The following is a 21,074-nucleotide window of genomic DNA, read 5'->3' as shown; positions in this document are numbered from 1 at the left end:
ATGGCCGACCTGTTCAGTTCAACCGACACCAATCCCTTTGCCCCCCTTGCCGAACGGATGAGGCCTACCACGCTGGCCGGCTACATTGGCCAGCCTCATATTTTGGGCCCGGCTCAACCCTTGCGTCTTGCCATCGAGCACGACCAGCTGCATTCGATGATCTTCTGGGGGCCTCCCGGTGTTGGTAAAACGACGCTGGCAAGGCTGCTGGCGCACTCTACGGCATCACGCTTTGAGGCTCTGTCGGCGGTTCAGTCCGGTGTAAAAGACATAAAAGCTGCAGCAGAGCGCGCGCTACAGGCAAAAGCAGAAGGTCGGCGTACACTGCTGTTTGTTGATGAAGTGCATCGTTTTAACAAGGCACAGCAGGACGCGTTTCTGCCCTATGTTGAAGACGGCACCTTTATATTTGTGGGGGCAACGACCGAGAACCCCAGTTTTGAACTTAATGCCGCCTTGCTCTCACGCGCTCGCGTCTACCCACTGAAACCCGTCTCGATCAGTGACATGGCCGCCTTACTCGACCAGGCCAGACAACAAGACGCATCCGTCTCCCGGCTGATGATTGAAACCGATGTGCAGCAGCGCCTGTTCGCACTGGCCGATGGCGATGCCCGCCGTTTCTACAATCTGCTCGAATTGTCAGCAGATCTGTATGCAGATGACCCTGAAGGGCTCACTCTGGAACGCTTATCACAGCTAACCCAGGGTCAGACCCGGCGATTTGATAAGGGCGGCGACGCGTTTTACGACCAGATATCGGCCATGCACAAGAGTGTTCGCGGCTCATCGCCAGACGGCGCTCTCTATTGGTTGTGCCGTATGCTCGACGGAGGCTGTGACCCACTGTACATTGCCCGTCGACTGGTGCGTATGGCCAGTGAAGACATTGGCAATGCAGACCCCCGCGCTCTGACACTGGCGATGGACGCCTGGCAGGTTCAGGAACGGCTGGGCAGCCCGGAAGGGGAGTTGAGTCTGGCTCAAGCCGTGGTTTACCTGGCTTGCGCTCCCAAGAGCAATGCAGTCTACAAAGCGTTTAATGAAGTCATGGCGCGAGTCCAGTCTGATCAGAGTCTGGAAGTGCCAGTCCATTTGCGCAACGCGCCAACCGCCCTGATGAAAGAACTGGGGTACGGTCATGAATACCGGTATGCCCACGACGAGCCCCATGGGTATGCGGCGGGAGAGCACTACCTGCCCGAACCGCTGGCGGGGCATCGTTTTTATCAGCCTGTCGATCGGGGCTTGGAGAAAAAAATCGCTGACAAACTGGCTTTTTTGCGTGAACTCGATGAGCGCCATCAGCCATAAAGCGTCTTACAATCCGGTTACATCAGCAGAGAGAGTGAGCTCATGTCGTACCCTTTGATCCACTGGCTTGCCATTGCGCTGGGCGGGAGTCTGGGTGCCATGGGACGGTTCTGGTTAGTGAACGCTTTTAATCGGCTACACGGTAGTCATTTCCCGCTCGGGACCTTTGTCGTCAATGCCGTTGGTAGCTTTGCCATGGGGCTCATCTTCGTGGTCCTTATGCTGCGGTTCTCCGGATCCGACACATTGTGGCATCGACTGCTCATTGTCGGTTTTCTGGGCGCTTTTACGACCTTCTCCAGTTTTGCGCTGGAAAATCTGGTGCTGTTGCAGCAACAGCACTACGGGATGGCTCTGGGATATACCCTGGGCAGTGTACTCACCTGCCTTGCCGCAGCAGCGCTGGGCTTTGGTGTAGGTAAACTGGTATTCTAACGGCCCGCCAGGCAGGAGGGCTTAAAGCCGTAACACCCTGTGGCGAAATTTCACACTACTTTAATCGACTCTAACAGGACAGAAACGCCCATGCTGGACATAAAACGGCTGAGACAGGACATTTCCACGCTTGCTGATCAACTTCGGGTAAAGCACTACCAACTCGACGTGTCGGCTTTCGAGTCCCTGGAGTCGAGTCGCAAGTCCGTACAGGTCGATACCGAACAGCTCCAGGCGGAGCGCAAAAAGGCGTCAAAGCAGATCGGTCAGCTGGTCGGGCAGGGCATGTCAGTCGACGAAGCCAAGGCTCAGGTACAGAAGGTACTCGACACCATAGCCGAGCAACTGGGTGCCAAAGAGTCGGAATTGAAAGAGATTCAGGCGCAACTGGACGGTCTGCTACTGGGTATTCCCAATGTGCCGGATGCGTCTGTGCCTGAAGGCAAAAGCGAAGAAGACAACCAGGAAGTGGCTCGCTGGGGTACGCCGGCGACCTTTGATTTTGAGGTTAAGGATCACGTTGACCTGGGCGCTGTTTCCGGTGGTCTGGATTTCGAACGGGCGGCCAAGTTAACGGGGAGCCGGTTTTCGGTCATGAGTGGCGGCATTGCTCGCCTGCACCGGGCGTTGGCTCAGTTCATGCTGAATACCCACGTTCAGGAGCATGGCTACCTGGAAACTCAGGTGCCCTTTATCGTCAACCGGGAATCGTTGATGGGAACCGGCCAATTGCCGAAATTCGAAGATGATCTGTTCAAATTGAACACCGATCACGCCAGCGATTATTACCTGATTCCAACCTCTGAAGTGCCACTGACTAACCTGGTACGCGATGAGATCCTGACCGATGCAGAGTTGCCGCTTAAATTCGCATCACACACCTCTTGCTTTCGATCAGAGGCCGGCAGCTATGGTCGGGACATTCGAGGCATGATTCGTCAGCATCAGTTCGAGAAGGTTGAACTGGTACACATAGAGCGCTCCGAAGAGTCGATGAACGCCCTGGAGTCTCTGGTCGGCCATGCAGAAAGCATTCTGCAGCGTCTGGAATTGCCATATCGGAAAGTGCTGCTGTGCGGCGGCGACCTGGGCTTTGGCGCCGCTAAAACCTACGATCTGGAAGTGTGGCTGCCCGCTCAGCAGGCCTACCGGGAAATCTCCTCGTGCTCCAACATGACGGATTTCCAGGCCCGCCGTATGCAGGCCCGCTACCGTAACCCCGAGACCAACAAAACCGAACTGGTGCATACCCTGAACGGGTCTGGCCTGGCGGTAGGTCGCACCCTGGTCGCGGTGTTGGAAAACTACCAGACGGCAGAAGGGCGCATTCGGGTTCCTGAGGTACTGAAACCCTATATGGCTGGTTTGGAATTGATCTAAACGGCTGATACATAGCCACGTCAAAAGGGCAGGTTGCCTGGTCTTTGGTGCCAATCAGCCGTGCCCGCTGCCGGGTTGACCTCTCCGGAGTCGTGCGGGATGCCGCCCACTCAACCCAACCTAGGGGGCCTAGACCGCAGCATCCCTGCTGCGGACTGCCCCGTGGAGGTCAACCCGGCAGCCAGCACTGTGTTTGGTGGCGCCGCATTACCTTTGAAAGTCTTTAAATCCGGGCATTACCAACCCGGTAACAATTGACTGACCCAACGGCGGGTCTAACACCGGCATTGAATGGCCTGTGCCCGCCTGTGTCGGGCCCGGCATCAGACCCCAGTGCCGGGTCCATAGAATAGGGAGTGGTCATGCAATATTTTCCGTTGTTCCATAAGTTATCCGATAAGACCATCCTGGTGGTTGGCGGCGGGGACATTGCGGCGCGCAAAATCCACCTGTTGCAGCGTTCAGGATGTCGGATTCAGGTCGTGGCTCCCTCCATTCTGCCGGTTATAGCCGATAACCCCAATTGTGACTGTGAATGGCGAACATTTGACCCCGCCGATATTGATGGCAAAGCACTGGTGGTCAGTGCTACTGACATCGAATCGGTGAACCGGGAAGTCTCTGCGCAGTCACGGGCTCGGGGGGTGTTGGTTAATGTGGTGGATTCCCCCGATCTATGCGATGTCATTTTTCCCTCTCTGGTCGACCGGGATCCATTGATTATTGCGATTACCTCCAGTGGCCAGGCCCCGGTTTTGGCAAGATCAGTTCGAGCCAAACTGGAAAGCACGATCCCGGCGAGTTATGGCCACCTGGCGCAACTGGCTTCTCGCTTTCGCACCGCGGTTAAAAAACGCTTCACCCGCCTGGACGACCGGCGCTACTTCTGGGAAAAAGTACTGGGCGGTACCGTGGCCGAGCATGTCTACGCCGGACGGCTGGAGCAGGCAGAGCACCAACTCAAAGCGATGATCGATGCACCCGGTGACACTCAACACGGTGAAGTTTATCTGGTAGGAGCCGGCCCCGGTGATCCGGATTTGCTGACCTTTAAGGCGCTGCGACTGATGCAGCAAGCCGATGTAGTGCTCTATGACCGGTTGGTGTCAGACGCCATTATGGACCTGGTGCGACGCGATGCGGAGCGACTCTACGTCGGTAAGCAGCGCTCCGACCATTCGGTCCCCCAGCAGGACATCAATCAACGATTGGTCGATCTGGCGCTGGAAGGAAAGAAGGTTCTGCGCCTCAAAGGGGGAGACCCCTTCATCTTTGGCCGAGGTGGCGAGGAAATTGACTTACTGGCCGAGCAGGGCATTCCTTTCCAGGTAGTTCCTGGTATTACGGCTGCTTCGGGGTGCTCGACCTATACCGGTATTCCGCTGACCCATCGGGATTATGCCCAGTCGGTGCGTTTTGTAACCGGCCATTTGAAAGACGGAAGCCTGAACTTGCCCTGGAGCGAACTGGCAAGCCCGCAGCAAACCGTGGTGTTTTACATGGGCCTGATGGGTCTGGAAAAGATCTGCAACAAACTTATCCAGCATGGGCGTTCAGCAGACACGCCCATTGCCCTGATCCAGAAGGGCACGACGCCTGATCAGCGACTTTGGGTCGGCACTCTGGCAACGCTGCCCACTCTGGTCAGGAATGATCCACCCCAGGCGCCGACTCTGATTATCGTGGGTGAGGTGGTCTCATTGCATGAGCGCTTGAACTGGGTGGGTTCTGCTGTGACGAGCCAATAGAAGACTCAAGCGCGGTGTATAGCGGTACCGTCCTGGCAAACTTATCGACAGTATCGGACAGGACAGGCCCGCCTTACAAACGGGCTGGCGACTTAATCAGTGCGACAAAAATACCGCAGCAGACACCGATGCTATGCCGCTGATCAGTGGGGCCAAACCGTAACCGGCAGAGGATACGGGCAACAAACCAAGAATCGCGGCTCCCAGAACGGCAATGGCCGCAGACACGAGCGTGATTCCGATAAAAAAGACAACGCCCATCAGTATCTTCAGTTGATAGGCAGTCATTTGCAGGGGTAGGGGTTCGGTCATTACAGCAGCCTCCGAGCGTCGCTTTGAATCACAGCAATAGGATCTGTGCTCACTTTTGGTGCGATTTCGGCGGTTTTCTACAGAAAAACCTCCGATACAGAGGGTATCTCAAGATACATGCCACTTTTGGCGGTGTGCTGATCCGAACCCAGGGTCGGCGACTATCGGATCAGTCAGCGAGCAAGCGTTGCTGCCATAACAGCAAAGCCTTGTTCCTGGCGTTCTGCAGTGACAATCCGTCCGCAACCATCAGTACCAATGCCATGGTCTCCTGTATGGCCGCTATGCCATATTCCGGATTTGATTCACCGGCCCAGGTCGTTTGCAGCAGCGAAAGCGATGGTTCATCCGGCCGCACGGCTCGCTGTGGCAGTCGTTTTGGTACTTCCAGCGAATCGGGATGACGCGGGCTGTTCACCCGCACCACGGCATTGGAATCGGGTCTGACTTCAAATTCACCACTGTCACCTTTCAGCACGATATTGAGCCGATCCCCGAGTAAGTTGGCTGTGTCATGGTGAAGCGCTTTATAGCTGGGGTGAAACATGCCCTGCAGGGTAACGTCTGCACCGGTCGGGTTAAGATTGCGTACCAGGGTGTTTACCGGTGAACGCAAACCCAGCTCCTGTTTCATGTCAATAATGTGCGACAGACTTGGTGCGAAGCTGGCAAGGGGGCAGTAGACCATTGTGTGGTTCTGACTGAGAGTTGCGGCTTGTTGCCAGGATGCAGCAATGGGTATGGACAGCGCTTCGCACACCTGCCGGGCGTATTGGCGCCCAGCCGTGTGTTCGCCACCACCGTGCATGAAGACCCGGTAACCGCCTTGTGCCAGCGCCTTGGCGGCTAGCACGTACCAGGAGGGCTGCCGGCGTTTGCCAGCATAGGCGGGCCAGTCAATGTGCATTGCTTGACCGTCCCAGGTGTCCAGTTCATCGCGCACCGCCTGGGCCATACCTGCCAGTTCTTCGGCCGTTTCCTCTTTTACCCGCATGAGCATGAGCAGGGCACCCAATTGTGCCTGGGTTTCACGCTGATGCCAGATTTCCTGCATGGCGAAATGGGCTTCTTCCCGGCTCAGCGATCGGCTGCCGTTCTTCCCTCGTCCCAGGGCGCGGATCAGGTCGGCAAACTTCAGAGGTTCAGACATTGTTTATCCAGCAACAAAGTGGTTTCAGATTACAGGCAATTTTTGGGTTTGGGCAGACCAGCCAGCAAGGCCAGCATACGGGCCGGGCTTTCACCGAAACGTTGCATCAGAAATATGCTGTTGCCTACGTCGGGCCCGAACCGGCCTTTCAAATGCCTGACCAGCGGTCGCATGGCAGGTGAAAGATCATACTCAAAGTAGAATTCGCGCAGCGATTCCACGATCGCCAGGTCCTGATCGGTCAGCGAAAGGCGTTGTTGATCCGCAATCGACAAACACCAGTCCCGACTCCAGCTCCGGGCGTCCAGTAAAAAGCCAAGATGGTCGGTTTCAAGCGTGACCGTCATTATTCTCTCTTTCATTTGATTTATTAAAGACAGGGTGTATCGAAAATCTAACGAACGATGCCACTCACCAGGTCAGTTGTGGCTGGTGTTCAGCGACCAGCTCTACCCAGTGCCGGTCGGTAATCGGCGTCCAGTCAGGGTGTCGTAAGCCTCCCAGGGCATCAGCGTCGGTTTGGCGCACGTATCCTCTTGCCCGGGTCGGGTTGGGTTGCCACATCAGTGGTCTCGCATCTTCACGCAGCAACAGCGCATCAGCGGTTGTCAGCCACAAACCAAACAGTTCCAGTTGCGCGTCATTGGGCAATCCGGTCAGGGTGAGCAGAGCCATCAAAACACCTCTACGTAACGAGCCTGGCGTAACCAGTGCGCCAATTGCGCCAGAGAGCAGGCTTGAACGTCATCCCGGCTAACGGTTTGGCCCAGAACCCGATGTTGATGGCCAGCACAATAAAACAAGGCTTCACTGCCGTACATGGGCAAGGCACTCAACTGTTTGCTAAGGCTCTTGCTGTCACCCGGTGCCTGGCCCTCAGCAAGCCAGCCAAGACCCTGATCAAAAAACACCACGGCATGGTCACGATCAAACAGCGCCAGACTCATAACTGCTTCCAGCACCTCCTCGCTGCGTCGGCCCTGGTAGGGCGGACGGGTGATCAGCACGAGGGTGTCGAAACGATCGGACCCTGCCTCGGCAGTAGCATCTGCGGTTGTATTCATCGAAAACTCACGACCTTGTCTGAATCGCCATAGCCCAGTGCCCACTGGCCCAATCCCACCAACTGAAACGGTTCGGCAACAGTGGTTATTGGGCTTTGGTACCGTTCAGCTTCAGCGTCGTTCAATAACCCGCGGTTGGCCGAGGCGGCAATACACAGCAACAATTCGCAGCCAGCGTCAGCGGCCAGGTCAAGCCAGGCTTGTCTCATGTCGACTTCATCGGATGCCGGAGACTGGCTGGTCAGCCCAATGTAAACCGCATCCATAAAGAAAAACACTCGCTCAATACGGTCTCCGCGAGCCAGGCTGGCCCGGGCGAAGGCGAGGGCATCTCGGTGGCTCACATGGTGCCAGGGCGCCTGATACAGGTTCAGTTGAAGATTCATGGTGGTTATCATATCACACACAAAAAAGGCCGCTAAAAGCGGCCTTTCTATCACTTATCGACTGACCCGTGTCAATCGTCGGACAGTGCGCCGACGAGCACCAGCAGGTGAACGAACAAGTTGTAGATGTTCAGATACAACGACACGGTGGCACGCACGTAATTGGTTTCGCCACCATTCACAATGCGGCTGGTGTCAAACAGAATCAACAATGACATCAGCAACACGACGCCAGCAGAAATGGCCAGGCTCAGTGCAGGAATCGCCAGAAACAGATTGGCCAGAATGGCTACGAGCGCCACGATCATGCCAACCATGACGAAACCGCCGAGGAAGCTGAAATCTTTCTTAGTCGTCACGGCATAAGCCGACAGACCAAACGTCACCAGAGCGGTGCCACCCAACGCCTGGGCGACAATGGCAGGGCCATTAGACAGCGCCAGATAGGAAGACAGCATGGGCCCCAGGCTCGCGCCCATCAGGCCGGCGAAAGCGAACGTCCAGACAATGCCCATGCTTGAATTGTAAGCACGCGGCAACACAAACCAGACGATACCAATGGCGGCGAGCATCATGATCAATGCGCCGCCCTGAGGCATTCCTACAGCCATGGCGATCATTGCCGTAACGGCACTGAACACCAGTGTCATCGACAATAGAAGATAGGTATTTCGTAAAACTTTATTGGTCGCCAGCGTCGATTCCGAACGCGACGTGACGGTACCTTGATAGTCAGCCATGGGCAAACCTCCATAATGTGAACCCGAATTAAATAGTATAGGCCAGTCACCGTTTTTCAAGCGATATCATCACTTATGCGCCAGCTATACCTGCTGCTGACATTACAGGATAAGCCAGTAGCTGTCAGCTTCGATCGGTGTTTTTACGCCCTGGCACCAAGCGTTGCCATGGGTAGAGCCCATCTCCTTTCTGTGCGCGAGAAAAAGGCCTGCAAAGTGGCCATAAGTCCTGTATATTCTCGTTTTAAACGGTCGTTTTAAACAATCGCACGAATGCGAGTATCGACGACCGCCATCAAGTAACCCGTGACTGGGGTTGTAGTCAGCCTCGCCAAGCCCTATCCGAGACCGAACCATGAGCCAAGCCGATACCGTCACCCGCATTCTGGATTCAGCTGAAGAACTGTTTGCCGAGAAAGGGTTTGCTGAAACGTCATTGAGAATGATCACCACCCGGGCCAAGGTTAATCTGGCAGCGGTCAACTATCATTTCGGGTCGAAAAAAGACCTGATTCAGGCCGTTTTCGCCCGCTTTTTAAGTCCGTTCTGCAGTAAGCTGGATAAAGAACTGACAGTCATGGCGGCAGCCAACACCGAACCCGACCTTCGCGATGTTCTCGATGTACTGGCAAGAACCATGCTGACCGGCGTGCATTCCACTGTGGGGACTCGCAAGTTGTCAGTTTTCATGCGTTTGCTCGGTCTGGCTTATACTCAGGCTCAGGGACATCTGCGGCGCTTTCTCAAAGAGAACTACCACGAGACATACAGTCGGTTCATCCTGTACCTGCGTGCTGCTCATCCTGAACTGTCACCCCGGGAGATATTCTGGCGGATTCATTTTGCCATCGGTGCCTGTGTGTTCACCATGTCGAGCATTGAGGTGCTGCGGGATATGTCGATGGCCGACACCGGCGAAGACTCCGGCGTTGAAGACGTGATGAACCAGTTGATTCCGTTTTTGGCGGCGGCACTCGAACGCTAGACGACGATTGAACGTCAGTCAGCGTCAGCCGGTTGCCACCAGAGCAAGGGTATGTCGGCAAACATCGAGAACGAGCGGTCTTTTGAAATTGAACGACAGGGAAGAACAGCCGTTATACGGGTGCCAGGCTCTTAGCAGGCCACCAGGGCGCCTTGGTAGAGGGCCTTGTGTTGCTCAACAACAACTCACTTGGATGTCTCTGAATTGATGCGGCGACCGTTGGTCCGCCGTTGTCGTAGTGTCTCAGACTGTGTCAGTCGAACATCGGTGGAGCATTCGATCATGGTCTCCAGCAGCGATTCATCATAAGGTTCATTGGCCACCAGATTAAACGTGGCTTTGGTGACCCGCAGGGAATCCAGACTGCGAGACAAAATACCCCGAACCAATACCGTGGCGACTGCTTCGAGTTCATCACCAGGCACCAATCGATGAACCAGCCCAAGCCGGGTTGCCGTGTACGCATCCATGATTTCGCCGGTGAGCGAATAGTATTTGGCGGCACGCTCGCCAAGGGCCTTGGTGAGATAAGGGCTACTCAGCGCCGGTACCTGTCCGAACAACGACTCAGTGATGCAGAATGACGTTCGTTCACTGGCCAGCACCATATCGCAGCAGCTGGCTATGCCTACCGCCACCGCATTGACGTCGCCGCGCACGGTAAGTAATACCGGCACCGGGAACTGATACAGGGTTTCCAGCAGACGCGACATTTGTTCAGCGTCTTGCTGATGCTCGGCCCGACCCACACCCTCCCGGCGTGTTAGCCATTGTCGGTCGGGGCCGCTGCAAAAGTGTGCTCCCTTGCCACTGAGCCAAACCAGTTTCAGGGTGTCATCATCGGCCAGGTCGTCCAGAGCTGTGACCAGGGTGCAAATCATTTCGTCATCGTAGGCGTTACCGTTCTCGGGTTTGTTGAGAATGACCCGGGCCAGCCCATCTTCCAGACGCTCAATCAGTACGGTTTCCTTCATGGCTGTTGTTGTTCTTTTTTAGCGAAGGGTATTTTAACACTAAACCACAAATACCAAGGCCGCCAGTTGCAGGCGGCCTTGGTATTTGTATGTTTTTTGTATAGCAGGGCAGGCCGGTTCAAACCGTTCCTGGCGGTGCGCAAAGGATCATGCGTACGCCAACTGGCTGCAATTCCACGTTATCCCAGGCCTGGCGTTGCATTTCTGCCTGCATCTCCGCTTTTACAACATCCTGTTCGTTGACCAGAGTGTTCACGCTGGCCAGATAGCGAGTACGTTCGATACGGGCATCGCTGGCGGCTTCGTGCTCCTGGCGTGCGTCCGCTACGGCCGTATCGAATTGCACTTTGGCATGGCCAAGGCCGACATCATAAATGGGAGGGATGCGGTCTTTGGCCGACTGAATCAGCTTGCGCACCATTTTCACCGGCAAGGTCTTGATCTGAGGGGCCAGCGAGGCCTCTGTCAGGGCCGATGACAGGTCGGCGGTACCGCCTTCCAGGGTTAGGGTGCGCAACAAATTGCGATTCAGATAAGGTTTCAGCGTATGCGCGAGTCGGGGCGGAATGGCAATTTGCCATTGGACCTCAAGCAACACCTGGCCAGCCGGTATCTGTTTGGTTTCCAGCAGGGCTACACTGGCCTGACCGAGTTGAGTACTGGTCAGAATATCCATCAGCCCCACAATGAGAGGATGCTCCCAGGAAACAAAGAGCACATCGTCGCGCACGAGCGCCCGTTGCCGGTCGAAGGTTATTACGGCGCCCCCTTCGGGAATGCCGGGAATAACCGGTATCATCATATTGTCTGAAGGAATCAGTTCAAAGATGCCTTCATCCAGCGTTTCAAAATGCAGGTTGAGCAAATTAGCCGCCATCTCAACAACCGGTTCTGCGCTGTTCTGCTCAAGCTCGGCAACCTGATCGGCCAGCTCTGTCGCTTCCGGTTGCCGGCAGGAATTCAGCTCCAGCATGACATCACGGCCCGACTCCAGCTCCAGGTTCAGCGCCGTCAGAGACTGCTGCACGTCCCCGGTCAGATCACTGTCTTCTGGGTTAGCGAACCAGGCGTCAGCGAATTGCTCATGGATAGCGCCAGCGGCCGGTTGCAATGCCTCCAGGCAACCCAGTACCTCGTGGAACCAGCGCACGCGCACCGCATCAGGCCCATCTGTCAAAAAGGGCAGGTGGATGTGGATAGTCTGATCCTGGCCTATGCGGTCAAGTCGGCCAATGCGCTGCTCCAGAACATCCGGATGATCCGGCAGGTCCCACAGCACCAGGTGGTGGCTGAATTGAAAATTGCGGCCTTCACCGCCGATTTCAGAGCACACAAGAATCTGGGCACCGTCGTCTTCCCTGGCAAAGTGTGCGGCAGCACGGTCACGCTCGATCAGATTCAAGCCTTCATGAAAGGCGGTCGATTCCAGACCATGATCATGCCAGAGGTGGTGAGACAGCTCCTGCGCGACCTCTGAGGTCTGGGTTATCAACAGGACTTTTTCGGTGCGGTTGGCCTTCAGCCAGTCGACCAGCCAGCGCTGTCGCTCCGTTTCAGACGCTGACGGGTGCAATTGAACTTCGCGTGGGAAGAAACCGGCGACGCCCCGTCTCGTATTGCGGTAGACCACGCGACCCGGCCCATGCCGATCCAGCACCTCGGCGAGGGCGCGACGACTGTCGTCGTGCCATTCGATGCCCAGGGTAGCGAGCCGGTCGAGCAAGGCATCGTCAATGCTGTCGTTGTACAAGGCACTGGCCACCGACGAGTGCTCAATAAAGTGGGATTCATCGGCCTGATAGTCTTCAAACCGGATAAACCTGGAGGCATCGAGTAATTGCAGTCTCTGAAAATGCGCCTCCTGGCCTAATTGCTCAGGCGTTGCCGTCAACAGCAGCAGATGCGGCGTTTTCCGTGCCAGCGCTACCCAGCTCTCGGTATCGTCAAGCCCTTCGGCATCGTCGAGAGACAGGTGATGGGCTTCGTCCACGACCAGTACATCCCAGTCCTGGGCGGTGATCCAGGGCATTTCTTCGCTGTCGTTTAACAATCGATGGGGAATCAGATGCACCTGACCCATGCCGAAGTCGTGATCTTCGGACTGGTAAAACTCGCAGTGCAGCGAAAACCGGCGCACCAGTTCAACCAGCCACTGAGCCTGAAGGGCGTCTGGTACGGCGATCAGCACGCGACTTGCCCGGCCTTGCTGAAGCAGTCGGTTGATAATCAGGCCGGCTTCGATGGTTTTACCCAGGCCAACTTCGTCGGACAGCAGCGCCCGAACCCGGGTTCTTTCAGTCGCTTGCTTTGCAACATACAACTGGTGAGGCAATAAAGAAGAGCGAGTGCCGAGCAGGCCATTCAGATGGGCGGACCAGATTGCCTGATGTCCGGCGTTGAGCGCTGCGCGAAAATTGAACCAGTTAGGGTGGTCGGTCTGACCGGTCATCAACCTTGTCAGCGGGCTGTTTCGATCCAGCGTATCGGCCAACTCGGTCTCGGGAACCATCTCGCCATCGAGCGTTTCATAGACATGAAGGCCATTCAGGTCGTGCACGGCCTTAACTTCTGCCTTGCGCTGGTCCCGACGCTGAAATTCCTCACCCCGTTCGAAACGTATGCGAGTCAGCGGTGGCTGGCGCAATGCATAGCACCGTTCGTCGTCGACGGCAGGGAAATAGAGAGTAACAGTGCGCTCATCCTGGCCTTGCACCATACCGAGCCCGAGCTCGGGCTCACCATCTGCTAGCCAGCGCTGGCCCTGAATAAAGTCTGACATGGCGTCCTCGTATCCCCAAAAGGGCCGCTATTCTACGGAATCTGTCGTGTCATGAAAGAGATAACCTTGAATCGGCGGCAATTCGTGGACTCTCAGTCTAGTAAAACGGCCGCCATCTGCAGAATTCGCCCAGACAGAAGCCTGTTTTTAAGGTGAGCAGAGTGCAAAATCATGCATTTGGGGCTTGCCAGTTGGCTTCATTGCCCCATTATTAGGGGTACATGAATCAAGGTACTTCCGCTGTATGACTCTAAATGCGCACACCGCGTTCGACGCGATTGAATCCCGCACCATCGACTCACTGAATGTGACGCTGGAACACTACCGGCATCGGAACACCGGAGCCGATCACTTCCACATCCAGTCCGATAATCCTGAAAACGTCTTTATGGTTGCCCTGCGCACCATGCCGAAGGATTCTTCCGGGGTAGCGCACATTCTTGAGCACACGGCGTTGTGCGGCAGCGAGCAATTTCCGGTCCGCGACCCCTTCTTTATGATGACGCGGCGCTCCCTGAATACCTTTATGAACGCCATGACCAGCAGTGACTGGACAGCGTATCCCTTTGCCAGCGAAAACGATCAGGATTATGAAAACCTGCTCAGCGTCTATCTCGATGCTGTGTTTTTCTCGAACCTGAACGAACTCGATTTCCTGCAGGAAGGGCATCGCCTTGAATTTACCGAACCCGACAACCCGGCGTCACCGCTGACGTTCAAAGGCGTAGTGTTCAACGAAATGAAAGGCGCCATGAGCTCACCGGTCAGCCAGTTGTACCAGACCGCCAAGCATTATTTGTTTCCCAACAACACCTACCATTTCAACAGCGGTGGTGACCCGGAAGCGATTCCGGATCTGACGTACGAAGATCTCAAGGCGTTCTACAAGACTCACTATCACCCGAGCAATGCGACCTTTTTTACCTTTGGTGACCGCTCGGCAGCCGATGTTCAGCAGCGCGTTCACGACCAGGCTCTGCATCGGTTTGAAGCCCTCGATCACAAATTGTCCGTGCCGCTGGAGCGCCGCTACAACTCCGTGTTGCGGGTTGAGAACGCCTACGCCGCTGAACCCGGTGACCTGAGCGGCAAAACGCACCATGTTATGGGCTGGTTGTTGGGCGAATCCACCGATCTTCTGGGTCAGTTGGAGGCGCATTTGCTCAGCGATGTGTTGCTCGATAACAGTGCTTCGCCGTTGCGCAAAGCCCTGGAGCAAACCGACGTTGGCAGCAACCCATCACCGATGTGCGGCCTGGAAGATTCCAACCGGGAAATGATGTTCCTGTGCGGCCTGGAAGGCAGTGAGCCGGAAAAAGCGGCCGAGTTTGAGCGTCTGGTCATCGAATCGCTTGAAGCCATTGAGCAGTCGGGTGTGCCGTATGAAGACGTAGAGGCCATGCTGCACCAGCTCGAACTGTCGCAACGTGAAATCACCGGCGACAGCGCGCCGTATGGCTTGCAGCTGATCTTTTCAGTGATCGGTGCTGCTACACACGGTGGCTCAGTCATGGAGTCGCTCGATATAGACCCCACACTGGCCATTTTGCGCGAACGCAGCCAGGATCCGGCCTATATTCCAGGTCTTATCCGCACTCTGTTGCTCGATAACGTTCATCGCGTGCGGCTGACGCTGCGCCCCGATGCTGAGCTCCATCAGCGCCAACTGGATAATGAAGCCGCTCGACTGGCGCGTATCCAGGCCAGTCTGACGGAGCCTGAAAAACAGCATTTGGTTGAGCAGGCCAGCAAACTAAAAGCGCGCCAGGAGCAGGAAGACGATGTGGGCTTGCTCCCCAAAGTCACGCTGGCTGATGTTAAACCGGACGTTAAACGTATAGCTCCGGCTGCAAGCGACGACATCACCCGTTACACCGCCGGTACCAATGGCATTGCCTATGAGCAGTGGTTTGTGCCTCTGCCGGAGTTGTCGGCCGATGAATTGGCGTTGCTACCGGTTTATACCGCCTTGCTGACTGAGATAGGTGCGGGCGACAAAGACTACCTGGCCATGCAGCAATGGCAGGCAGCCCGAACCGGGAGCGTCAGCTTTTACAGCCAGTTCCGTAACCCACTCGACAGTGCCGACGACGTCGCGGGTTATGTGGTGTTATCTGGCCGGGCCCTGGTCAGACATGTGGACGAGCTGACCCAGATTCTGACCCGTCACTGGTCATCCCCACGTTTTGACGAAACCTCGCGCGTATTCGACTTGCTCAAACAGCTGAGCGCGCGTCGTCAGCAAAGTGTCACCGGACAGGGCCATGTTCTGGCCATGCAAACCAGCAGTGCCTTTCACACGCGCGCCAGTGCGCTGACTTACGATATGGGCGGCTTGCCGGCAATTCGACGCGTTAAAGGCTGGGTGGATTCTTTCACCGATGATCAGCAGGCCCTGACGAACTGGTTGGCGGCGATTAGTAGCCTGCATCAAAAGATTCAGCAGCAACGCTCTCATGCTGTATTGATCGCTGAGCCCGCTGAACTCGAGTCTTTGACCCAGCTGTTAAGAGAACAGGGGCTACAAAACAGAGAGTCGACTTCCGAGCCGGCCAACCAGACGGCCGACTGGCTGATGCCCAAACAGAACACCGCCTGGAGCGTCAACACTCAGGTCAATTTTTGTTCAGCGGCTTACAGAACGGTGTTACCAGGCCATGCGGATTCAGCGCCACTGACCGTCCTTGGCGGCGTGTTGCGCGACAACTTCCTGCACCGGACCATCCGGGAACAAGGGGGCGCTTATGGCGGCGGCGCTGCACACGACAGCAATACCGGTACGTTCCGGTTTTACTCGTACCGTGATCCTCGCATCGAGGGAACGCTGGATGATTTCCGCGCCAGTCTCGATTGGGCGACCGGGCAGGGCGTTACGCAGGAGCAGGTTGAATCGTCGATTCTGGGGGTGATCAGCTCCATGGATAAACCCGGATCACCGGCCGGTGAAGCCAAACAAGCCTTCCAGAATCGGTTGTTCGGTCGGTCGGATGAGTACCGCAAGGCCTACCGTGAGGCGCTATTGGGTGTAACGGCTGCTGATGTGAAGCGTGTGGCTGAAACGTACTTTGCGGAAAACAACGCGTCCAGGGCTGTGGTCACAGACCGCAAACATGCTGACGAGCTCACCGAACAAGGGTTCGAGGTCGAATCGCTGAGTTAACTTAGCGCTAGACACACCGTTGTTTCTGAACGTAAAAAGCCGCCTGTAGGCGGCTTTTTAGTATGGGCTGGAGACATCAAATGCGCTTAACTACATAGACAAACCCGCAAGCGATACGTCCAGGTCCAGCCAGACCGGCGCATGATCAGAGGGTTTCTCAAGCCCGCGTGTGTCGTAGTCAATGCCTGCATCGAGAATCAGCGGCACTAACGGTTGTGACACCATGATGTGGTCGATGCGAAGGCCCCGTTTGGGGTCGTCGTCGAAGCCGCGTGAACGGTAGTCGAACCAGCTGAATCGATCGTTGGTATCCGGATACAAATGGCGGTAACTGTCGGTCAGGCCCCAGGCACGCAGCGTTTCAAACCAGGCCCGCTCTTCGGGTTGAAACGCGGATTTGCCCTCGCGCAGCCAACGCTGGGCGTTTTTATCACCGATGCCAATATCTTCGTCGACCGGAGCAATGTTGAAGTCGCCCAGGATCACGATGAGGTCATCGGGTTTGGCTTCAGTTTTCAGCCAGTGGGTTAAATCTGCATAAAACTTGCGCTTGGCGGGCCACTTGGTGTCGTGACTGACGTTCTCACCCTGGGGGAAATAGCCATTGATGACGGTCAGGTGCCGGCCATCGGTCAGGGGATGGTGAGTAATGATCAGGCGTCTCTGGTCATCTTCTGTGTCGCTGCTAAAGCCCCGCTGCACAAACCGCGGGGGTGCTGCGGTCAGGGTGGCGACACCGTAATGCCCTTTTTGCCCATGGGTCACCGAACCGAAACCGGAGGCCGTTTCCACCGCCGGGTGTGGGTACATATCGTCGTGGACTTTGATTTCCTGCAGGCAGAGGATGTCTGGTTTTTGGTGATCACGCAGTGCTTCCAATTGATGAAGTCTGGCGCGTATACCGTTGATATTGAACGAAATGATTCGCATGGTTGTCCTATTGGCTGTGAGTTCTTCAAGGTTCGGGATTAACCTCAACCCAAACTGTAACCGTGCTCGCTTGCGCGCTATTATTCCCCCTCGACCGCCGTATTGAAACCCCGAATCAGGATGCCCCCATGGCCCAGCTCTATTTTTACTATTCAGCGATGAACGCTGGCAAATCCACCTCTTTACTGCAGTCGGAGTACAACTACCGGGAACGTGGTATGACCACGCGCCTGCTGACGGCGCAGATTGATCAGCGTTACGGGGCAGGGCGCATCAGTTCACGCATTGGTCTGGAAAAGGCGGCCGATACGTTTACCGAGACGACAGACCTGAAAGCCTGGTTTACCGCCTTTGACGGACATACGGACTGTATATTGGTGGATGAAGCCCAGTTTCTGACGCCCGAGCAGGTTAATCAGTTATCCGATCTGGTGGACGATGCCGACGTGCCCGTATTGTGCTTTGGCATCCGGTCCGATTTTCTGGGCAATCTGTTCCCCGGGTCCGCGCGCTTGCTCGCCCTGGCTGACAAATTGAATGAGCTAAAAACCGTGTGCCATTGCGGTCGTAAAGCCATCATGGTGGCGCGACTGGATGAGCAGGGCGGTGCGATCAGTGAGGGAGATCAGGTTGAAATCGGTGGCAATGACCGCTACGTATCAATGTGTCGAAAGCACTACAAGGAAGCGGTAAAACCCGTCTGGTCGACGCCAGTTTTATCTACACGGTAGCCATTTAAACTCTCGGAGCCCTCAGTATTGGCGGTTCTCCGGGTATCAGATCGAACTCAGCATCATTGATGGCTTGAACGTTAACATCAACACGAACCTCTGTTTCTTTGAACAAAGACTCGAAATGAGCATGGCCGATGCGCGGGTTCATCCAGTCATTCAGTTCGTCGGGCCTCAACACCAGCGGAAAGGATTTGGCGTGCACGTCCAAGAATGCCGGGTGTGGGGGTAGGGTAATAACGCCTACCGAGACTTTGGGGTTTCCTTGCGCATCCAGCCAGTGTTTGCACATGGCTCCCAATAGCATCAGCTCTCCGGGCTGATGAATCCAGTGACGCTGCTTGGACTGAGCTTTGGGAAGGTGCTGTTGCTCTTCAGCCGACAAGTCACTGTAGAGCCGGCCGCCGGAGTAGCGCGGTTGCCACTCGTAAAACCCGTCGGTAATCACCACCGCCCGAAAGCTTTTAGGCGCGAGCTGGTGAAGGGGAGAGCTTAAAATCTGGCCTGATCGGCAGTTGAAGGTATTCCAGCGGGTATCCGGCAATAAGGTGTTCGGGTCGAGCTTGAGCCACCAGGTGGCGGCCATCAGGCGCGGGCCCTGACGCGTCGGCACCAGGGCTAGCACCTCATCGGTCGGTCGGCATTCGCGCTTGTTCAATACCGACCGAATCTCAGCCTCCGAATAACCGGCCAGCCCCAGCAGCGGGTCCAGTAGCGGAAAATCGGACACATTGTTGATGGCACCGCACATGGTTATAACGCCTCCCGTTAGCCGAAGGGTGTTTATCGCCCTGGTGTACGACTGACCAGCGCTTTCAAGACATCATAGCCGACAATTTCAGGAACATACCGGTACAAGGTGCCATGTTCCGTGGGATTCAGCATCAACACCGTATCGGCAAGGTTCTGTTTTTTGGGCTTTGGTGGCCGCACCCGACCTTTTTGAATAGGCGCTCGTACAGGCGGTTTGACCTCAGATAGCAGGGCGAAATCGAAAACCGACCCATCATTCAGCGTGATCCAACAATAGTAGTTGGCCCTGACCGCCGATTCCGTTGACTGAAAGGCGTCCACAAGCGCCCTGGCAGACACATTGCTGACCAGGTGTTTGCCGCGGCGAATCAGATTGCCCAGGGTGACTTCATGCTCGAAACCGGCCTCAGTCAACGCTTCACTGACAGCGAGGCAAATATCAGGCGCGTTGCGAAACGGGTCTTTCGAGGTAAAAGTCAGTGCATTTCTGGCCGCAACACCCAGCATCATGCAACGCTTCAGCTCCGCCGTCTGCAGTGGGTCTCCCGAATAGGACAAGGCGCGATGTGGCAAGTTGTGTTCGAGGGATTTCTGGTCGGCGCTGAGTATCAGCTCGCGGTAATCAACGGTCTTGTTCAAGCGGTCGTTCAAGCAATAGCTCCTGATTGGTCGGTCTTCCCGGGGCGGGTTGCGCAGTATAGCAGGCCGGGTAGGGTTCCCCTAAAAGTCAGTGAGCCAGAATTCCCGGGCAATAAACCCCGGTAAGAGCCGTGGGTTCAGCAATTTCAGCGCCAAAAGGTCTCAGACGGTTGAATTTTTCCCAACGGATTGCACATGAAAGGCATCGTAATGAACGGGGAGCCTGTTTTGGATATTAAAACCTTTGAAGATCTGATCGACTGGAGCCGTGAACTTCACCATAACCTGAGCCGCTGCCTGACGGCCGGTGCGCAACACCAGACCGACGACAAAGCCGGAGCGCTGCTGGCGTATCTGGCTGATCATGAACAGGCGCTGGAACAAATGGTCGATCGCTTTGAACAGGAAACCGACCAGCAGGTGCTGAAAACCCGCGTTTACGACTATCTATCCAACGGGCCGTTGCACTCTCAGAGAACGTGCGACGTGCCATACAGTGAGTTGGATTACGAGGGTATTTGTCGCGAAGTCTTCGACTTCCATACTCAGTTAACAACGCTTTATCAGAGTCTGATTGGCAAAGCCGAAACGGCCAATGCCCGTGAATTGATGGAATCGCTGCTGACAATGGAGGAACACGAATCAATGCGGCTGGCCAAACAGATCGATGCGGGCAGGGCCCTTTAGGACCAGCGCAATTACGTGAGTCAGCGTGGGCGTCAGCCAATTGTTCGGGTTTCGCCCACAATGTCAAAGACCCGCGGACAATATGGATAGGTTGAAGGAGATCAGGTTCATAATTTGGGGTTGTCTATACCGGGTGGGAGTTACCTGCAGATCATTCATCCTCTATTTCCTGTAATCTTTATTACAGGAAATAGTGGATGATGCGACGGGGTCTGGCTTTCCAGCTGGTAAGCGACCTAGTAAAGTTGGAAATCTAACAGCGTGTTATAGCCCATTTTCCACACAATATTGGAAATATTTCGCAAGAAGCTATTTCATTAAGAACGCGTCATGCCGCAATTGAATATGTGATCAAACTATACTTCTCGGGATTTTCCGCTTTTTGCTCGGTTCTTAGCGCTGGCCTGGACATAAATACTGTCCGTGGTTGCCATGCTTGAGTGGCCGAGGTCTTCAGATACATCCTTTAATGCCCGACCACGGTCGATTTCCGAGCTAGCACCTGTATGTCTCAGCCAATGGGATGTGACATCTTTGTAAGCGATCCATTAACCCCACACTTTCACTGAGCAGGTAACTCGATATTCCATGGCAGCAAGGCATCAACATCATCGTCAGATGTTGCCAGCGGCAACTGCTCAAAGACCCGCTTCAGATAGTGATAGGGTTCCAGTCCATTAGCCTTCGCCGTTTCCATGATCGAGTACCACACAGCACTGGCTTTTGCTCCGTTGACCGTATCACTGAACAGCCAGTTTTTCCGGCCCACTACGAACGGTCTGATCGCATTTTCAGCACCGTTGTTATCGATCGGCATGGCGCCGTTGTCGAGATAACGCATTAGCCCTTGCCGCTGGTTCAGCGCATAGTTGATCGCCTTACCCAGTTTGCTCTTGGGTGTTACCGA

The 21,074-nt window shown here is 55.4% G+C and carries 22 protein-coding genes; 8 read left to right on the top strand and 14 right to left on the bottom strand.

What is annotated here, in order from left to right; translation table 11 throughout:
- The 4 genes from G565_RS0103730 (at window position 1) to cysG (ending at window position 4,877) form a co-directional block, all read left to right on the top strand.
- Window positions 1-1,314: a replication-associated recombination protein A gene (locus G565_RS0103730; protein WP_028669762.1), complete on the top strand. Its 1,314-nt coding sequence runs from the start codon at window positions 1-3 to the stop codon at window positions 1,312-1,314.
- Between the two features lie 42 nt (window positions 1,315-1,356).
- On the top strand, window positions 1,357-1,749 hold the full coding sequence (crcB, locus tag G565_RS0103725; protein WP_051207276.1) for a fluoride efflux transporter CrcB: 393 nt from the start codon (window positions 1,357-1,359) through the stop codon (window positions 1,747-1,749).
- A gap of 90 nt (window positions 1,750-1,839) precedes the next feature.
- Window positions 1,840-3,129: a serine--tRNA ligase gene (gene serS, locus G565_RS0103720; protein WP_028669760.1), complete on the top strand. Its 1,290-nt coding sequence runs from the start codon at window positions 1,840-1,842 to the stop codon at window positions 3,127-3,129.
- A 362-nt stretch (window positions 3,130-3,491) separates the two neighbouring features.
- A complete protein-coding gene (gene cysG, locus G565_RS0103715; protein WP_028669759.1) occupies window positions 3,492-4,877 on the top strand; it encodes a siroheme synthase CysG in 1,386 nt (461 codons plus the stop codon).
- A 96-nt stretch (window positions 4,878-4,973) separates the two neighbouring features.
- Here the strand turns inward: cysG and G565_RS0103710 are convergent, their stop codons facing one another.
- From G565_RS0103710 to G565_RS0103680, 7 genes are all read right to left on the bottom strand, one after another.
- Window positions 4,974-5,189: a hypothetical protein gene (locus tag G565_RS0103710; RefSeq protein ID WP_028669758.1), complete on the bottom strand. Its 216-nt coding sequence runs from the start codon at window positions 5,187-5,189 to the stop codon at window positions 4,974-4,976.
- Between the two features lie 169 nt (window positions 5,190-5,358).
- Window positions 5,359-6,339 carry a glycosyl transferase family protein gene (locus G565_RS22835; protein WP_037337602.1) on the bottom strand — a complete coding sequence of 327 codons (981 nt, stop codon included), beginning with the start codon at window positions 6,337-6,339 and terminating at the stop codon, window positions 5,359-5,361.
- Between the two features lie 29 nt (window positions 6,340-6,368).
- Window positions 6,369-6,686, bottom strand: a complete 318-nt coding sequence (locus G565_RS0103700) for a TusE/DsrC/DsvC family sulfur relay protein (RefSeq protein ID WP_037337599.1) — start codon at window positions 6,684-6,686, stop codon at window positions 6,369-6,371.
- Window positions 6,687-6,750: 64 nt separating this feature from the next.
- A complete protein-coding gene (locus tag G565_RS0103695; protein WP_028669756.1) occupies window positions 6,751-7,014 on the bottom strand; it encodes a hypothetical protein in 264 nt (87 codons plus the stop codon).
- On the bottom strand, window positions 7,014-7,403 hold the full coding sequence (locus G565_RS25760) for a DsrE family protein (RefSeq protein WP_051207275.1): 390 nt from the start codon (window positions 7,401-7,403) through the stop codon (window positions 7,014-7,016). The genes G565_RS0103695 and G565_RS25760 overlap by 1 nt, the downstream gene beginning before the upstream one ends.
- Window positions 7,400-7,789: a sulfurtransferase complex subunit TusD gene (gene tusD / locus G565_RS0103685; RefSeq protein WP_028669755.1), complete on the bottom strand. Its 390-nt coding sequence runs from the start codon at window positions 7,787-7,789 to the stop codon at window positions 7,400-7,402. The genes G565_RS25760 and tusD overlap by 4 nt, the downstream gene beginning before the upstream one ends.
- Window positions 7,790-7,860: 71 nt before the next feature.
- On the bottom strand, window positions 7,861-8,529 hold the full coding sequence (locus tag G565_RS0103680; RefSeq protein WP_028669754.1) for a Bax inhibitor-1/YccA family protein: 669 nt from the start codon (window positions 8,527-8,529) through the stop codon (window positions 7,861-7,863).
- Between the two features lie 355 nt (window positions 8,530-8,884).
- Between G565_RS0103680 and G565_RS22825 the strand changes: the two genes are divergently transcribed.
- On the top strand, window positions 8,885-9,514 hold the full coding sequence (locus G565_RS22825) for a TetR/AcrR family transcriptional regulator (RefSeq protein ID WP_037337596.1): 630 nt from the start codon (window positions 8,885-8,887) through the stop codon (window positions 9,512-9,514).
- 185 nt (window positions 9,515-9,699) lie between these two features.
- On the opposite strand, the gene G565_RS0103670 is transcribed toward G565_RS22825, so the two are convergent.
- Complete coding sequence (locus G565_RS0103670; protein ID WP_028669753.1) at window positions 9,700-10,488, bottom strand: enoyl-CoA hydratase-related protein; 789 nt, start codon at window positions 10,486-10,488, stop codon at window positions 9,700-9,702.
- A 118-nt stretch (window positions 10,489-10,606) separates the two neighbouring features.
- Complete coding sequence (locus G565_RS0103665) at window positions 10,607-13,267, bottom strand: helicase-related protein (RefSeq protein WP_028669752.1); 2,661 nt, start codon at window positions 13,265-13,267, stop codon at window positions 10,607-10,609.
- 244 nt (window positions 13,268-13,511) lie between these two features.
- Between G565_RS0103665 and G565_RS0103660 the strand changes: the two genes are divergently transcribed.
- A complete protein-coding gene (locus G565_RS0103660; protein WP_028669751.1) occupies window positions 13,512-16,427 on the top strand; it encodes an insulinase family protein in 2,916 nt (971 codons plus the stop codon).
- A gap of 90 nt (window positions 16,428-16,517) precedes the next feature.
- Here the strand turns inward: G565_RS0103660 and xthA are convergent, their stop codons facing one another.
- Entirely contained in the window at window positions 16,518-17,357 is an 840-nt protein-coding gene (gene xthA, locus G565_RS0103655; protein ID WP_028669750.1) for an exodeoxyribonuclease III, read from the bottom strand.
- Window positions 17,358-17,485: 128 nt separating this feature from the next.
- Here xthA and G565_RS22820 point away from each other — a divergent pair, with 128 nt between their 5' ends.
- Window positions 17,486-18,088 carry a thymidine kinase gene (locus G565_RS22820; protein ID WP_051207273.1) on the top strand — a complete coding sequence of 201 codons (603 nt, stop codon included), beginning with the start codon at window positions 17,486-17,488 and terminating at the stop codon, window positions 18,086-18,088.
- A gap of 4 nt (window positions 18,089-18,092) precedes the next feature.
- Here the strand turns inward: G565_RS22820 and G565_RS0103645 are convergent, their stop codons facing one another.
- Window positions 18,093-18,839: an SOS response-associated peptidase family protein gene (locus G565_RS0103645; protein ID WP_028669749.1), complete on the bottom strand. Its 747-nt coding sequence runs from the start codon at window positions 18,837-18,839 to the stop codon at window positions 18,093-18,095.
- Window positions 18,840-18,871: 32 nt separating this feature from the next.
- Window positions 18,872-19,492, bottom strand: coding sequence for a hypothetical protein (locus tag G565_RS0103640; RefSeq protein WP_028669748.1), 621 nt, complete (start codon window positions 19,490-19,492; stop codon window positions 18,872-18,874).
- A 183-nt stretch (window positions 19,493-19,675) separates the two neighbouring features.
- Between G565_RS0103640 and G565_RS0103635 the strand changes: the two genes are divergently transcribed.
- Window positions 19,676-20,167 carry an ATPase gene (locus tag G565_RS0103635; RefSeq protein ID WP_245584116.1) on the top strand — a complete coding sequence of 164 codons (492 nt, stop codon included), beginning with the start codon at window positions 19,676-19,678 and terminating at the stop codon, window positions 20,165-20,167.
- A gap of 356 nt (window positions 20,168-20,523) precedes the next feature.
- Here G565_RS0103635 and G565_RS27695 read toward each other — a convergent pair whose 3' ends face one another.
- Together G565_RS27695 and G565_RS22815 are read right to left on the bottom strand one after the other, a co-directional pair.
- Window positions 20,524-20,712, bottom strand: a complete 189-nt coding sequence (locus G565_RS27695) for a tyrosine-type recombinase/integrase (protein ID WP_084649227.1) — start codon at window positions 20,710-20,712, stop codon at window positions 20,524-20,526.
- 17 nt (window positions 20,713-20,729) lie between these two features.
- A partial coding sequence (locus G565_RS22815; RefSeq protein WP_037337594.1) for an IS66 family transposase occupies window positions 20,730-21,074 on the bottom strand: 345 nt, incomplete at its 5' end.

It is taken from the genome of Saccharospirillum impatiens DSM 12546 (assembly GCF_000423605.1).
GTDB classification, from domain to species: domain Bacteria; phylum Pseudomonadota; class Gammaproteobacteria; order Pseudomonadales; family Natronospirillaceae; genus Saccharospirillum; species Saccharospirillum impatiens.
The sequence above is the reverse complement of the archived record's forward strand: the minus strand, read 5'-3'. Positions and strand labels throughout refer to the sequence as shown.